The organism is Rhodanobacter sp. Col0626, from assembly GCF_049994385.1.
In the GTDB taxonomy this organism is placed as follows: domain Bacteria; phylum Pseudomonadota; class Gammaproteobacteria; order Xanthomonadales; family Rhodanobacteraceae; genus Rhodanobacter.
Window position 1 is genome coordinate 553,194 of the sequence record NZ_CP188260.1, and the last position, 16,351, is coordinate 569,544.

The 16,351-nt window shown below is 65.7% G+C and carries 9 protein-coding genes; 3 read left to right on the plus strand and 6 right to left on the minus strand.

Going from position 1 to position 16,351, the window contains the following annotated elements; all coding sequences use genetic code 11:
- Positions 1-88: 88 nt before the first annotated feature.
- Positions 89-1,324, minus strand: coding sequence for a murein hydrolase activator EnvC family protein (locus tag ACPPVV_RS02245; RefSeq protein WP_426701858.1), 1,236 nt, complete (start codon positions 1,322-1,324; stop codon positions 89-91).
- Positions 1,325-1,750: 426 nt separating this feature from the next.
- On the opposite strand from ACPPVV_RS02245, the gene ACPPVV_RS02250 reads away from it, so the two are divergent.
- The 3 genes from ACPPVV_RS02250 (at position 1,751) to ACPPVV_RS02260 (ending at position 10,852) form a co-directional block, all read left to right on the plus strand.
- Complete coding sequence (locus ACPPVV_RS02250; RefSeq protein ID WP_426701859.1) at positions 1,751-4,591, plus strand: TonB-dependent receptor plug domain-containing protein; 2,841 nt, start codon at positions 1,751-1,753, stop codon at positions 4,589-4,591.
- A 212-nt stretch (positions 4,592-4,803) separates the two neighbouring features.
- Positions 4,804-9,258 carry a glutamate synthase large subunit gene (gene gltB, locus ACPPVV_RS02255; RefSeq protein ID WP_426701860.1) on the plus strand — a complete coding sequence of 1,485 codons (4,455 nt, stop codon included), beginning with the start codon at positions 4,804-4,806 and terminating at the stop codon, positions 9,256-9,258.
- Positions 9,259-9,412: 154 nt separating this feature from the next.
- A complete protein-coding gene (locus ACPPVV_RS02260) occupies positions 9,413-10,852 on the plus strand; it encodes an FAD-dependent oxidoreductase (protein ID WP_426701861.1) in 1,440 nt (479 codons plus the stop codon).
- Between the two features lie 18 nt (positions 10,853-10,870).
- Here the strand turns inward: ACPPVV_RS02260 and ACPPVV_RS02265 are convergent, their stop codons facing one another.
- The 5 genes from ACPPVV_RS02265 to dgoD form a co-directional block, all read right to left on the minus strand.
- Positions 10,871-11,890 (minus strand): glycoside hydrolase family 43 protein, encoded by a 1,020-nt coding sequence (locus tag ACPPVV_RS02265; protein WP_426701862.1) that lies wholly within the window; start codon positions 11,888-11,890, stop codon positions 10,871-10,873.
- Between the two features lie 20 nt (positions 11,891-11,910).
- The gene (locus ACPPVV_RS02270) at positions 11,911-13,299 is read right to left on the minus strand and encodes a sugar porter family MFS transporter (RefSeq protein WP_426701863.1); all 1,389 of its coding nucleotides are present in this window, start codon (positions 13,297-13,299) and stop codon (positions 11,911-11,913) included.
- 126 nt (positions 13,300-13,425) lie between these two features.
- Positions 13,426-14,337, minus strand: a complete 912-nt coding sequence (locus ACPPVV_RS02275; RefSeq protein ID WP_426701864.1) for an SMP-30/gluconolactonase/LRE family protein — start codon at positions 14,335-14,337, stop codon at positions 13,426-13,428.
- A 5-nt stretch (positions 14,338-14,342) separates the two neighbouring features.
- The gene (locus ACPPVV_RS02280) at positions 14,343-15,131 is read right to left on the minus strand and encodes an SDR family NAD(P)-dependent oxidoreductase (RefSeq protein WP_426701865.1); all 789 of its coding nucleotides are present in this window, start codon (positions 15,129-15,131) and stop codon (positions 14,343-14,345) included.
- Complete coding sequence (gene dgoD, locus ACPPVV_RS02285; RefSeq protein WP_426701866.1) at positions 15,125-16,273, minus strand: galactonate dehydratase; 1,149 nt, start codon at positions 16,271-16,273, stop codon at positions 15,125-15,127. The genes ACPPVV_RS02280 and dgoD overlap by 7 nt, the downstream gene beginning before the upstream one ends.
- Positions 16,274-16,351 lie beyond the last annotated feature (78 nt).

Below are 16,351 nucleotides of genomic sequence, written 5' to 3' on the forward strand. Positions count from 1 at the left end.
AAGGTGGTGGATGTTCAGCTGTGACAACGGAATTGCGGTGTAATTCATCGAAGGCGTACATCTAGCCTGCGGTGCCGTGGCGACTGCGTCAACGGCGCTGGCTGAGCCAGCTGCGTGGATCGACCGGCTGGCCGCCCTTGCGCAATTCGAAATACACGCCGGTATTGATGCCGGTGGGCGCGCTGGCGGTACCGATCGCCTGGCCGGCCTCGACCTGATCGCCGACGCCGTGCAGCAGGGTCTCGTTATTGCCGTACATGCTCATCCAGCCATTGCCGTGGTTGACGATCAGCAGCATGCCGTAACCGCGCAGGAAGCCGGCGTAGATCACCCGTCCGCGCGCCACCGCATGGATCTCGCTGCCACCGCTGGCCTTGATCAGCACGCCGCTGCCGTAGCTGTTGACCACACCGCTGGCCGGCCATGGCAGATTGCCGCGGATGTTCGCGCTGGCGCTACCGACGTCGATCGGCGGGGGCGGCTTGTGACCCGGGTGCTTCCTTGCGGCTGCCGCGCGCGCCGCGGCCTCACGGGCCGCTGCTTCGCGCGCGGCGTCATCGATGGCCTTCTGCAGTTTGGCGAGCAGGTTGTTCAGCGATTGCGCGTTCTGTTTCATGGCGGCCAGGCGTTGGGCCTGGTCCTTGTATTGCGCGTCGGTCACGGCTGCCAGCTTCTGCTGGGCAGCGCGCTGCTGGGTCAGGGTCTTGGCCTGTGCGGCGCGCTGCGTGCGGGTGGCCTGCAATGCCTGTTGCTCGGTGGTGATCGCGCTTTCCAGTTCCTGCAGCTTCGCCAGATCCGCCATCAGCGTTTGCACGCGCTGGACGCGGTCTTGCTGGAAATATTTCGAGTAGACCAGGGCGCGCGCGATGCGCCCTACGTCCTCATCCCCCAGTAACAGGCGCAGGTCGGAACCGTGACCGAGCGCGTAGGTGGCCCGCAGCAGGTCGGCGATGGCGGCACGTTGGCCGTCCAGTGCCTGTTTCAGGGTGGCACGTTGCTGCTGCAGCTGATCCAGTTGCTGCTGCTTGGCCGACAATTCGGCGTCGGTCTGGCGCATGGCCCGCGCCGCGCTGGCCAGGGCGTTGGCCTGTTTGGCCAGCTCTGCATTGACGCTGTCGCGGCGTGTAGCGGTATCGGCCTGCTGTTTCGCCAGTGCCTCCATCTTGCTGCGCAGGTCGGCCAGCTTCTGTTTTGCCTCGGTCTGCTCGGTACGGCTCTTGCCGTCCTGGCGTGCCTGCAATGGCGTAATGGCCAGCCATCCTAGAAGGGCGGCGGCGATCAGGCAGCGGACAGGGAAGGCGGCGAGACGGGAGGATTTGGGCATGCCGCCGATTATCCCCTAGCCACCCGGCCGGCGCGAGATGGTGCCGAGTGGGCGGTCGGGGCATGCGAACGTCCTGGATGAGACGTCCATCGCCCACTTTGGGGCAGGCGTAACGGGTCTGTCGACCGCGTTTGACAAGCGCTGGTTGCCGTCCGTCGACGAGGTGGTGAATGGACGTATGGACGTCTATTCAAGGGTTGATGCGTTTATTTATTCCTGCCGGAATTTCCTGTGCGGAATAAGCATTTAGCGTGCCACGTCCATCGAGACGTGATGAATATCACTTTATTCTGGATGAGGCACTTTGCCACGTGCGTGAAAAGGTGAAAGACTCGACGCGCAACTCCCTCGTTCGCTGGCCCGATGTTGTTTGTTGCCGCTTTATCGGTTCATCGAGCGCGTTGCACCCACAATGAGGATATGTCGATGAAGCCGAACAAGCTCGCTTTGGCGCTGGCTGGTTTGCTGCTGACACCCGTTGTCGCAGCCGTCGCGCAAACCACGCCGCCTCCCGCCTCCGATGCCAACGGCCAGCAGGCCGCCAATCAACCAACGCCTGACCAGCAGGCTCCCGAACAGAAGCAAGCCCAGCAATTGCAGTCCATTACCGTCACCGGCTCGGCGTTGCCGCGCGTCGACCTGGAGACGCCCTCGCCGGTCACCGTGATCACGGCGGCGCAGATCGATCGCAGCGGCCTGAAAACCGTCAACGATGTGATACGTGCGATCTCCGCCGACAACAGCGGTTCGATCCCCACGGCCTTCACGGCCGGCTTTGCCGCCGGTTCCGCCGGTGTGGCACTGCGCGGCCTGACGGTCAATTCCACCCTGGTGCTGATCGACGGCCGCCGCTCGGCCAGTTACCCGCTGGCCGATGACGGCCAGCGCACCTTTGTCGACCTCAATACGATCCCGGTGAACGCGATCGAGCGGATCGACGTGCTGAAGGACGGTGCCTCCTCGCTCTACGGCGCCGACGCGATCGCCGGCGTCGTCAACATCATCCTCAAGCACGACTACAAGGGGTTGCAGGCCACGGCCGATATCGGCACCTCGCAGAAGGGCGGCGGTACCACGCGCCGCGCCACGTTGATTTTCGGTGGCGGCGACCTGGCGAAGGACGGCTGGAACGCCTATGGCAGCATCGAGGCACAGAAGGACGACCGCATCTGGGCGCGCGACCGTGGCTATCCATACAACTCCACCGACCTCAGCCGGATCGGCGGCAGCGATGCCACCAATGGCCAGCCCGGTTTCAACAACGGGTCGATCTACGGCATGGTCCAGCCGGCCGAGCTCGGTCCGAATGGCCCGGGCGGCATGCTGACCGGCACCGCGGTCCCCGGATCGTTGTGGCAGCCGTTGCGGCCTTGCGGGCCGGCGGCGACACCGGTCACCAATAGCTCCGGCAGTGGCTGCGAGCAGAACTTCACCAGCCAGTACACCGACCTGCAGCCGGAACAGAAGCGCCTCGGCGTGTACGGCCGTTTGACCATCAAGGTCGGCGATGCCAGCGAGGCCTACCTCGGCGCCAGCGTGTACAGCAACAAGACCGAGGTCGCCGGCGGTCCGCCGCAGATCCGCGCCGGCACGCCGGTCAATACGCGTTCGATCGTGCTGCCAGCGGTCCTGCCGAATGGTTTGCACAACCCGAACAATCCCTACGACCAGCCGGCGCTGATTACCTATGCGTTCGGCGGCATCAACGGCGGCGCGAAGCAGAACAACGACAACATGCGCCTGGTCGGCGGCATCCACGGCACCATGGGCGAGTGGAACTACGACAGTGCACTGGTGTTCAACCACAACGCGCTCACCGTCGACAATTACGGTTTCCTCAACTACAACGAGCTGATCAAGGTCGTCAACGACGGCAGCTACAACTTCATCGATCCATCGAAGAACTCGCCGTCGATGCTGGCGGCACTGGCGCCGGTGCTGCACAAGAAATCGACCACCGACCTGCAGTCGCTCGATTTCCACCTTTCGCGCGCCCTGGTGGATCTGCCCGGAGGGTCGCTCGGCCTTGCCACCGGCGTTGATGTGCGCCACGAGGAACAGAACGATCCGGATCTGAACCCCGGCCTGCAGGCGCAGGGTCTCGGCGTGGCGCATACCTTCGGCAAGCGCACGGTGTCCGGCGCCTTCGTCGAGCTGGACGCGCCATTCCTGGAGTCGCTGGAGGTCGATGCCTCCGGCCGCTTCGACCACTACTCCGACTTCGGCAACAACTTCTCGCCGAAGGTCGGCTTCAAGTGGAAACCGATCGAGTCGCTGGCGGTTCGCGGCACCTGGTCCAAGGGTTTCCGCGCGCCGAGCTTCGCCGAGAACGGCTCCAGCGAATCGGAAGGTTTCGCCACTTACACCGTGCCGGACGCGTATGCCGCAGCGCATGGCAACAACGCCTATGTGCGTCCTTACGGCCTTGCCTACGACACCATCGGCAATCCCAACATCAAACCGGAACGCTCGAAGAGCTGGACTTTCGGCCTGATCTACCAGCCCATTCCCCAGCTGAGCGCCTCACTGGATTACTACGACATCAAGAAGACCGGCGTGATCGGCCAGCAGGACACGCAGGCGATCCTCGACGCCTATTTCGCCGGCCAGCCGCTGCCGCCGAATTCGGGGGTGATCGCCGATGTGCCCGATCCGGCGAACCCGACGCTGTTGCCGAAACCGGTCGTGGTGGTGGCGCCTTACGTCAATCAGAATTCGTTGCAGACCAAGGGCATCGACTTCGATCTGATCGGCAACTTCGATCTGGGCGAAAGCGCGAAACTGCGCAGCGAGTTCAACGCCACGCGCATCTTCGAGTGGAACCTGACCCTGCAGGATGGCACCGTGCAGCGCTTCGTCGGTACGCATGGGCCGTATGCGCTGTCGTCGGGCGCGGGTACGCCGCGCGATCGGGCGTCCTGGTCGAACAGCTTGAGCTTTGGTCGCGCCACCGTCACCGGCACGCTCTACTACACCAGCAGCATTTCGATGAGCGCGCCGGACAATGGCGAGGGCTGCATTTCGGTGGATGACAATGGCGACCCGTTCCCGCCGAGCTGCCGGATGGCTTCGTTCACGTCATTCGACCTGACCGGCAGCTATGACTTCAACGACCACTTCGCGTTGACCGCCTCGATCCTGAATGCCTTCAATCGCGAGGCACCGTTCGATCCGAGCAATTACGCCGGCAACAATTACAACCCGACCTGGGCACAGGCCGGCATGGTCGGCCGGTTCTACACGCTGGGCGTGAAGTACAAGATGTAACCCGGGAGGCATGCGCGCCGGGCGACCGGCGCGCATGCCTCGTATAACGGCGGCGTGGCGCGGTCCGCCGGTCGGATCGCGCATTAAGCAGTCTAGACGTCCATACGTCATCTTTGACGCGACGCAGCAATTGTGTTTTAGTCAGAGCCGCTCCTGCGCAAACGATTGGTGCCTCCGGCATCGCGGCGACCTGCGCAGCCCGGAGGGGTGAGATGGCGGCAAGCGGCACGGCGACGTTATACGACCCGGCTTTCGAACACGACAGCTGCGGCTTCGGCCTGGTTGCCCAGATCGATGGGCGTGCCAGCACCACGCTGGTCGACACTGCCTTCGCCGCGCTGGCAAAACTTTCCCATCGTGGCGGCGTGAATGCCGACGGCATCAGCGGCGACGGTTGCGGCGTGCTGATCCATCGGCCGGCGGATTGGCTGCGCGTGCTGGCGGCGGCGGACGGCATCATGCCGGGCGAGCGCTTCGCCGCCGGGCTGGTGTTCCTCGACCCGAATGGCAGCGAAGCGGCGGCGATCGAGTTCGAGCGCCATCTGGCCGAGGCTGGGTTGCCGTTGTCCGGCTGGCGCGATGTAACAATCAACCAGGATGCCTGCGGACCACTCGCCAGCGCCACCTGTCCGCGTGTGCGCCAGGTGTTCGTGGACGCCGCGGCCGGCATGGACGACGAGGCCTTCGAGCGCGCACTGTTTCGCGCACGCCGCCGCGCCGAGACTGCGCTGGCGGATGACCCGCACTTTTACGTCGTGAGCCTGTCCGCCCACGTCATCGGCTACAAGGCCATGGCGGCGCCGGGGCGACTGCGTGAGGTTTTCGCCGATCTCATGCATCCGGCGCTCAGCAGCGACGCGGTGGTGTTCCATCAGCGTTTCTCCACCAACACCACGCCGCAGTGGCGGCTGGCCCAGCCATTTCGCCTGCTGGCACACAACGGTGAAATCAACACCATCCGCGGCAACCGTCGCTGGATGCAGGCGCGCGAGGCCGTATTGCGTTCGCCGCTGGTGGACCTCACCGACATCGGTCCGCTGGTACGCCAGGACGGTTCGGATTCGGAGAGCCTGGACAATGCACTGGAAGTGCTGCTGGCCGGCGGCCTCGACATGCTCACCGCGATGCGCGTACTGGTGCCCCCGGCCTACGCGGCACGCGAGGACCTGGACGAGGACCTCGCCGGTTTCTACGAGTACTACGCGCTGCACAGCGAGCCGTGGGATGGCCCCGCCGGATTGGTGATGTGCGACGGCCGCTACGCCGCGTGCACACTCGACCGCAACGGCCTGCGTCCGGCGCGCTGGGCGCTATCCGACGACAACCATCTGATCGTGGCGTCCGAAGCCGGCTTGTGGGACATGCCGGCGTCGCGCGTGGTGGCGAAGGGACGGCTCGGCCCGGGCCAGATGCTGGCGGTGGATTTCACCGAGGGGCGCCTGCTGCACGACGCCGACATCGACGCGATCAACCGTGGCCGCGCGCCATTCCGCGACTGGCTGCGTGCCGGCGTCAGTTATCTGGAGTCGGATCTGATCGACCCCAGCCTCGCCGCCGAGCCGCTGCCGGCGTCGGTGCTGCGCCGTTACCAGAAGCTGTACGGCCTGAGCCGCGAAGAGCGCGAGAGCGTGCTGAAAGTGCTCGCCGAGACCGAGGCCGAAGCGACCGGCGCGATGGGCGACGACACTCCGATGGCGGCGTTGTCGCGCCAGGTTCGCCCGCTGTTCGACCGTTTCCGCGAGGCATTCGCCCAAGTTACCAACCCGCCGATCGATCCGTTGCGCGAGCGGCTGGTGATGTCGCTGGTGACGCAGTTCGGTCGCGAGGGCAACCTGTTCGAGTTGTCCGCCGACAATGCAAAGCAGATCCTGCTGAACTCGCCGATCTGCTCGCAGCGCAAGCTGCGTCAGCTGCTGGCCTTGCCGCAGTTCGTCAACGCCACCGTGCAGATCGACCTGTGCTACCCGCCCGAGGAAGGGCTGGAAGCGGCGCTGCATCGATTCTGTCGCGAGGCGGAGCAGGGTGTGCGCAAGGGCGCCGGCATGGTCTTCATCACCGACCGCTATCCGAACAAGGACACCTTGCCGGCGCATGCGCTGCTCGCGGTGGGCGCGATCCACGCGCACCTGATCGAGACCGGCCTGCGCTGCCAGTGCAACCTGCTGGTGGAAACCGCCACCGCGCGCGATGCGCACCAGTTCGCCTGCCTGATCGGCTTCGGCGCCACCGCGATCTATCCGTGGCTGGCCTATCAAAGCCTGTTCGAGCTGGGTCGCGATGGCCACATCAAACGCGGTGACAGCAGCCAGCGCGAGATCGGTCGCAGTTACCGTCGCGGCGTCCGCAAAGGTCTGTTGAAGATCCTGTCGAAGATGGGCATCTCCACCATCGCCGGTTACCGCGGCGCGCAGCTGTTCGAGATCGTGGGGCTGGCACCGGAAGTCGTCGCACTATGCTTCGGCGGCACGCCGTCGCGGATCGGCGGCGCCGGTTTCGCCGATCTGGAACACGATGCCCGCCTGCTTGCCGCCGAGGCGTGGAACGAAGCGCAGCCACTGCGTGCCGGCGGCATCTACAAGTTCGTCCACGGTGGCGAATACCACATGTACAACCCGGACGTGGTCGACACGTTGCAGGCTGCCGTGCGCAGCGGCCTGATGTCCGACTACCGCCGTTACGCGCAACACGTCGATGCGCGTCCGCCATCGGCGTTGCGCGACCTGCTGTTGCCGCATGCCGCTGGCGCCGAAATTCCACTGGACGAGGTCGAGCCGGTGGAGGCGATCCTGAAGCGTTTCGACTCCGCCGGCATGTCGCTGGGTGCGTTGTCGCCGGAAGCGCATGAAGCGCTGGCGATCGCGATGAACCGTCTTGGCGCGCGCAGCAATTCCGGTGAGGGCGGCGAAGACCCGGCGCGCTACGGCACCGAGAAGAGTTCGAAGATCAAGCAGGTTTCCTCCGGCCGCTTCGGTGTCACCGCCGAGTACCTGATCAACGCCGAGGTGCTGCAAATCAAGATTGCGCAGGGCGCCAAGCCCGGCGAAGGCGGCCAGCTGCCTGGGCACAAGGTCAACGAGATGATTGCGCGGCTGCGCTACGCCAAACCCGGCATTGGCCTGATCTCGCCGCCGCCGCACCACGACATCTACTCGATCGAGGATCTGGCCCAACTGATCCACGACCTGAAGGAAGTGAACCCGACCGCGTTGATCTCGGTGAAGCTGGTTTCGCATGCCGGCGTGGGCACCGTGGCCGCCGGCGTGGTCAAGGCCGGCGCAGACCTCATCACCATTTCCGGCCATGACGGCGGCACCGGCGCCAGCCCGCTCACCTCGATCAAGTACGCCGGCACGCCGTGGGAACTGGGCGTGGCCGAGGCGCAGCAGACGCTGCGCCGCAACGGCCTGCGCGGGCGTGTGCGGCTGCAGACCGATGGCGGGTTGAAAACCGGCCTGGACGTGATCAAGGCTGCGATGCTGGGTGCGGAAAGCTTCGGCTTCGGCACCGGCCCGATGGTGGCGCTGGGTTGCAAATACCTGCGCATCTGCCACCTCAACAACTGCGCCACCGGCGTCGCCACGCAAAACGAGACACTGCGCCAGGACTACTTCATCGGCTTGCCCGAGATGGTGATGAACTACTTCCGCTTCGTCGCCGAGGACGTACGCGAACATCTGGCAAGGCTCGGCCTGCGCAGCCTCGGCGAGCTGGTCGGTCGCAGTGATCTGCTCAGCCAGGCCGAGGGCAGCACGCCGGTGCAGAAGCAGCTCGACCTCTCGCGGCTGATTGCCGCGGATGGTCTCGGCGTCGACGTGGACAGCGCCTGCACACTGGCACGCAATCCGTTGCGCGACGATGCGGCGCTGGCCATGCGTATCGCTCGCGATGCCGCGCCCTTGGTCGAGCTGGGCGCGGGCGGCACGTTCCGCTACGCGATCGCCAACACCGATCGTGCGATCGGCGCGCGCCTGTCTGGCGACGTGGCGAGGCGCTGGGGCGACCACGGCATGCCCGAACCGATCACGCTGCAGCTGGAAGGCAGCGCGGGGCAAAGCCTGGGCGCGTGGAACACTGGTGGCGTGCAGATCGAACTCACCGGCGAGGCGAACGACGGCGTCGGCAAGGGCATGACCGGTGGACGCATCATCGTGCGGCCGCCGGCGGAATCACCGTTCGCCAGCCAGGATGCTTCCATCCTCGGCAACACCTGCCTGTATGGCGCCACCGGCGGCGAACTGTTCGCCGCGGGACGCGCCGGCGAGCGTTTCGGCGTGCGCAACTCCGGTGCACTGGCGGTGGTCGAAGGGGCCGGTGACCATTGCTGCGAATACATGACCGGCGGCGTGGTCGCCGTGCTCGGCGCTTGCGGACTCAACTTCGGCGCGGGCATGACCGGTGGCTTCGCCTACGTGCTCGACCTGGAGCGCAACTTCGTCGATTGCTACAACCACGAGCTGGTCGACATCGTACGCATCTCGCCCGAAGGGATGGAGCACCACATGCAGCACCTGCGCGGGTTGATCGTGCGCCACGCCGAACTCACCGGCAGCGTCTGGGCACGCCAGCTGCAAGGCGATTTCCGCGGCCTGCTGCAGCGCTTCTGGCTGGTCAAGCCGAAAGCGGCGAGCCTCGCCGCGCTGGCCGACGAATTGCGGAGGGCAGCATGATGAACTTCGCTGCTCAGCTTTCGCTCCTCCCCCTGCGTGCAGGGGGAGGTTGGGAGGGGGTTGCTCACGCTGGCGGGAAGATCAAAAGCGGACCCCACCCCAACCCTCCCCTGCCAGCAGGGGAGGGGGCAAAAGCCTCGCCTTGGAGCCGTCCATGAGTGACAAACTTTTCCAATTCCTCAACCTGCCGCGACAGCCACCGAAGGCGGTGCCCGTGGCCATCCGCGTGCTTGGCTATGGCGAGATCAGCGGTGACTTCGCGCCCGCCGCTTCCGTCGGTCAGGCCGAGCGTTGCCTGGACTGCGGAAATCCGTACTGCGAACACGCCTGCCCGGTGCACAACTACATCCCGGACTGGCTGAAGCTGGTGCAGGATGGACGTCTGTTTGAAGCCGCCACGCTGATGCACGAAACCAATCCGCTGCCGGAGATCTGCGGCCGCGTGTGTCCGCAGGATCGCTTGTGCGAAGGTGCCTGCACGCTGGAACAGGGCGGCTTCGGTTCGGTCACCATCGGCAGCATCGAGCGTTCGATCACCGACGAGGCGTTCCGCCAGGGTTGGCGGCCGGACCTGTCCGGCGTCATCGAAACCGGTCGCCGCGTGGCGGTTGTCGGCGCCGGGCCGGCCGGGTTGTCGTGCGCGGATCGATTGCGCCGCGCCGGCATCGCGGTGGACGTGTTCGATCGCCAGCGCGAGATCGGTGGCCTGCTCACCTTCGGCATCCCGCCGTTCAAGCTGGACAAGACGGTGATCCACACCCGTCGCGCGGTGCTCGAGGGCATGGGTGTGCGTTTTCACCTCGACGTGGAAGTCGGCCGCGACCTCGCGTTCGAGCAACTGCTCGCGGACTACGACGCGGTGTTCCTAGGCACCGGCGCGTACACCTTCGTCGATGGCAACCTTCCGGGGTGGGAACTCGACGGCGTGCACGACGCGCTGCCATTCCTGATCGCCAACGCGAACCGCCTGCTCGACGACCAGCCAGTGCCGCCCGCGCTCGACCTCAACGGCAAGCATGTCGTCGTGCTCGGCGGTGGCGATACCGGCATGGACTGCAACCGCACCGCGATCCGCCTTGGCGCCGCCTCGGTCACCTGCGTGTACCGGCGCGACGAAGCCAGCATGCCGGGCTCGCGCCGCGAGGTCGGCTACAGCCGCGAGGAAAGCGTCGAGTTCCTGTTCCATCGCCAGCCGCTCGAACTTGTGGGCGAGTCGGGAAAGCTGTGTGGCGTGCGCGTGGTGAGCACCGAGCTGGTCGACGATGGCGCCGGCCGGCTACGCCCGCGCAACATCGAAGGTAGCGAGACCGAGCTTCGCGCCGACGTGGCGATTCAGGCGTTCGGCTTTCGCCCCAGTCCCCCTTCATGGTGCGCGGCCCATGGCATCGCGCTGGACGCCAGCGGCCGCATCCTTGCGGGCGGCGGCGGGCGGCTGCCGTTCCAGAGCGGTCACCCGAAGATCTTCGCTGGCGGCGACAACATGCGTGGCGCCGACCTGGTCGTTCGTGCGGTGCACGATGGCCGCGAAGCGGCGAAGTCGATCGTGCAGATGCTCGCTACCGTGGACGCAAGCGAGGTTGCGGAAGTCGCCTGAGCGCGTTCGCGCCCGCCGTCATCGGGCAACCGATGCGGACGGTGCCGACATCGGCACGCCATCCTTAGCCGGTACACCGAAATCCGGCGTGCCATCTGCGCGCCAGTGGAAGCGCTGCATCCGCGGTGCGCGTCGCGCGTCGCATTTCCAGCCCGGCCCACCGTTGGCGTGATAGATGATCCAGTCCTCGGTCCCGTCGGGCGATTTGAAAAAGCCGTTGTGGCCCGGCGCATAAATACCGTGGCCCGATGATGCGGCGAACACGGGTTCGGCTGACTTGCTCCAGGCGGCCGGATCGGTGAGATCGGCGTCGGCGCGTGCGCTCAGCATGCCCAGCGCATAACTGTCCGACCAGCAGGCGCTTGCCGAATAGGTCAGGAAGACCTTGCCGCCGGGCCCAGGCAGAAACTCGGGGCCTTCGAGGATTTTGCGTCCACCCAGCATTTCCCAGTCGTGCGTGGGATGCGCGATGTCGGTCTGCTGCTGCGCCAGGGTCCAGGGGTTGAGCATGCGCGCGATGATCAGGTCGCTGTGATCGCCGACATAGGCGGAGTACGCGAAATAGTTCTGATCGCGCCACCGGAACACGGTGCCGTCGATGCCGGTGAGCTGGGTGTTCAGCGCACCCTTGTCGACCCAGCGGCCGCGGGTCGGGTCAGCCGATGCGTTCTCCAGCACGAAGACGTGGCGATGCGCGTCATCGTCGTGTTGCTTGTCCGCGGCGCTGTAATACAGGTACCACTTGCCGTCGAGATGATGAAGTTCGGGCGCCCACACCGACGTCGAATGGGGTCCGCTGGCCGGCGCCCGCCACACCACCGTGGGCGGCACCTGCGAAAGCCTGGCCATGTCACGCGTCTTCCGCAGTGCGATGCGGTTACCCAGGGTGTTGCTGTAGTAATAGTAGCCATCGCGCTGGGCCACCCAGGGATCGGCGCCCGACGGCAGCAACGGGTTGGTGAACGTTTCCGGCGCGGTATCCCGGGCCTGCGCAGGCATCCACGCCATGGCCGTGAGCAGCGCGAACGTGCCGCTCAACAGGCACGTTCGCGCAACCCTCACTGTCCGATCTCGCGCAGCGGCTTGCCGGCCATCAGGTTGCGTTCGATGTGCTCCAGCGTGACACCCTTGGTTTCCGGTACCAGCCAGAACGTGAGCAGGATGAACACCGCATTGAAGCCCGCGTACAACCAGAACGTTTGGCCCGGGCCGATGCCGTTGACCAGGGACAGGAAGGTGTTGCCGACGACCCAGTTCATCGCCCAGTTGGTGAAGGTCGAGCAGCCGATGCCGAAGTCGCGCCCCTTCAGCGGCTGGACCTCGGAGCACAGTGTCCAGATCAGCGGGCCGGCCGACATCGCGAAGCCGATGATGAAGACCAGCAAGGTACCGACGGTGAAGTACTGCTCGGCGCGGGTGGTGGTGCCGATGTGGATCATCGTGCCGACGACCGCCAGGGATACCGTCATGACCACGAAGCCGATATAGAGGATCGGCTTGCGCCCGATCTTGTCGACCAGGCCGATGGCGATGAAGGTGGCCAGCACGTTGGTGAGGCCGACGATGGCGGTAAACCACAACTGCGACTCGTGGTCGTAGCCCAGGGTGCCGAAGATGCGTGGTGCGTAATACATCATCACGTTCATCCCGGTCAGCTGCTGCATCACCTGCAGCAGCACGCCCAGGCCGACCGAGCGGCGGAAGTTGCCGTTCTCCTTGAACAGGTGCCAGCCAAGCTGCGGGGTCTTGAGCGATTCGGCGATCTCGGCGATCTCGTGCTCGACGATCCCGTGGTCACCGCGGAGCTTCAGAAGGACGTTCTCTGCCTCCGGCTTGCGACCCTTCATCATCAGCCAGCGCGGGCTGTCCGGCAGCCACAGCACGCCAAGCAGAAACAACGCACCCGGCACGGCGATGATCCCGAGCATCCAGCGCCAGCTACCGCTGTAGCTGAAGGCGAGGTCGGAAAGGAAGGCCACCAAAATGCCGATGGTGATCATCAATTGGTACAGCGAGATCATCGCGCCGCGGATGCGCTCGGGTGCGACTTCCGCCAGGTAAAGCGGTGCGGTAAACGACGCGATGCCGATGGCCAGGCCCAGGATCACGCGGGCAATGATCAGCGTTTCGGGATTGCTGGCGACACCGCACAATACCGAGCCGATAACGAACAGGACGGCACCGAGGATCAGCGAGCGCTTGCGGCCCAGCGCCGAGGACAGCCAGCCGGCGCCCAGTGCGCCCGCGGCGGCGCCGCCCATCATGGAACTGACGATCCATTCGATGGTGCGGTCGCTGATGGCGAAATCCGCCTTGATGAAGTCGGTGGCACCGGAGATCACGCCGATGTCCAGCCCGAACATCAGGCCTCCCAGCGCCGCGAGTACGCAGGTGAAGATGGCGGTGGCCTTTGGCCGCAAAACGGTGGATGAGGCAATGGCGTTCATGAGTTCTCCCCGAACTTGAGCGTGCAGTCAGCGGTGCAGTGATGGATGGCTAATGCAGAGCCCGCTGGCGAGCGAAGCGGTTGCTTTGGAAAATTCAAGGCAACCGCATCGCCCGCCAGCGGGCTCCTACGACGATGGAGATACCTCTGGTGCGCCGGCGAAGCGCGCTTCGGTTATGCCGCGCACGCCGACGTCGACGGCGAACACGGCACCATGGAGTGGTTCGTCGCGCACGTCGTCGGCGGAAAGGCCGTCGCGGGCGCTGGTGATGTACAGCGTTTCGAGTGTCGCGCCGCCCAATGCTGGTCGTGTCGGCTGCGTCGCGGGCACCTGCACGACGATGTCCGTGCTGCCGTCGGCGCGATAACGCACCACGCGCGACATGCCCCATTGCGCATTCCACACACCGCCTTCGGCATCCACCGTCGAGCCGTCGGGCTCGCCGGCGATGCCCGCGAGGTCGACGAAGATGCGCGGGGCACCCACGCTGCCGTCGACGTGATAGTCGCGGGCGAGGATGCGCCGCGTGGGCGAGTCGCAGTAATACATGGTCAGTCCGTCGGGACTGAAGGCGAGGCTGTTGCTGATCGCCACCGGTTCGAGCGGCAGGCGTTCCAGCGTGAGATCGGCATTCAGGCGATGGAAGCCGCCGATGCGGTGTTTCGCCTCGCCAGTCGGCGGCTCATGCAAGGTGCCGAAAACGAAACGCCCCTGCCGATCGCAGACACCGTCGTTGAGCCGCGTCGGCAGATCGGCTTCCACGTCGGCAATCGGCAAAAGCCGCTCGCTGTCCAGGTGGAAGAACGCCAGTCGCGAGGCCAACCCCAGCAGCAGCCAGCCATCAGTTTCGCATAGCGCGAAGGAGGCCAGCCGCTCGGGCATCGTCCACTGCCGGGTACGACCGTCCCGCGGTGTGTAGCGCCACAACGTGGCGGACTGGATGTCGGTCCAATACAACGACTGCGTACGCGGACACCACAGCACGCCTTCGCCAAGCTGGTTGCCGGCGTCGACCACGGGGCGGGCCTGGTACGCCACGGCGCTCACACCCAGCCGCCGTCGACGATGAAATCCCTGGCCGTGATCATGCGGCTGTCATCCGCCGCCAGGAACAGCGCCATGCGCGCCAGGTCATCGGCCATCACGTGGCCGGGCAGGCATTGCGCACGCGCGATCTCGGCCTCGCCCGCGGCGTCCAGCCACAACCGTTGCTGCTTCTCGGTGATCACCCAGCCAGGCACCAGGCAGTTGATGCGGATGTGGTCGCGACCCAGTTCGCGCGCCAGTCCGGCGACCAGGCCGTGGATGGCGGCCTTGGCCATCGTGTACATCGGATAGCCGGCGTTCTTGATCATCCAGCTGGTCGAACCCAGGCAGATCACCGAGCCGCCACCCAGCGCGCGCATGTCGTCGACGACGGCCTGGGTGGCGAAATACTGATGGCGCAGATTCACCGCCACGCTGCGGTCGAAATCGTGTGGCGTGGTGGTCGCGAACTCGTGGCGCACATCGTTGGCGGCGTTGTTGATCAGTACCGCGATCGGGCCGAGCGCAGTGCGCGCTTCAGCAATAGCCTTCGCCAGCGCATCCAGGTCGGCGAGGTCGCAAGGGATGAACAATGGCCGGTGCGCGACCTCACCTAGCTGGTCGAGCAACGATAGCGCTGACGTTGTGTCGACATCCAGAAACGCCACCCGCGCACCTTGCCGCGCGAAGTGTTCGACGAAACCGGCACCGATGCCACTGGCGCCGCCGGTAATCAACACGGTGCGGTTGGCGAGGCTGGGATAGCTCGCGTAAGCAGGCGCTTGCGGCATCGTCGTGTTCACCATTCCGCCACGCTCCCATCGGCGTGCCGCCAGATCGGATTGCGCCAGCGGTGGCCGACGGCGGCGCGCTCTGTCACGTAGTCCTGATTGACGGTGATGCCGAGGCCCGGGCCACCCGGAATGCTGACGAAGCCATCGTCGTAGGCGAACACGCTGCGGTCGCTGACGTAATCGAGCAGGTCGTTGGCGGCGTTGTAGTGGATGCCCAGGCTCTGTTCCTGGATGAACGCGTTATGGCACACCGCGTCCAGTTGCAGGTTGGCGGCCAGCGCGATCGGGCCGAGCGGACAATGCAGCGCCAGCGCCACGTCGTAGGCCTCGGCCATGGCCGCGATCTTGCGCGTTTCGGTGATGCCGCCGGCATGCGACGGATCGGGCTGGATGATGTCGACGCCGCCCATCTGCAACACGCGCTTGAAGTCGTAGCGCGAGTACAGCCGCTCACCCAGTGCGATCGGCGCCGGCGAAATCGCGGCCAGCTCGGGGATCGCCTCCAGGTGGTCGGACAGCACCGGCTCTTCGATGAACATCAACTTGAACGGCGCCAGTTCGCGCATCAGCACCTTGGCCATCGGCTTGTGCACGCGGCCATGGAAATCCAGGCCGAGCCCGATGTTGGGGCCGACCGCCTCGCGCACGGCCTGCACGTTTTCCAGCACGCGCTCGACCTTGTCGTAGGTATCGACGTACTGCAGCTCCTCGGTGGCGTTCATCTTCACCGCAGTGAAACCGCGCGCAACCGCATCGACGGCGGCCTTGGCGGTATCGGACGGCCGGTCGCCGCCGATCCACGAATACACGCGAATGCGCGAGCGCACCGGCCCGCCAAGCAGGGCGTGGATCGGCTGGCCCAGGTCCTTGCCCTTGATGTCCCACAGCGCCTGGTCGATGCCGGCAATGGCGCTCATCAGGATGGGTCCGCCGCGATAGAAGCCGCCGCGGTACATCAGGCTCCACAGGTCCTCGACGTGGCGCGGATCCTTGCCGACCAGGTAGTCGGCGAGTTCGTCGACAGCGGCGGCGACGGTATTCGCACGCCCCTCGACCACCGGTTCGCCCCAGCCGCTGAGACCTTCGTCAGTGTCGATGCGCACGAACAGCCAGCGCGGCGGGACCAGGTACGTGGTCAGGCTGGTGATCTTCATGTCTCGTTCCCCTGCGGCAATGTCGTCCATGCCCGCACATACGCCTGCGCGCGGCGCCGCGCCCATGGACGGGCACGC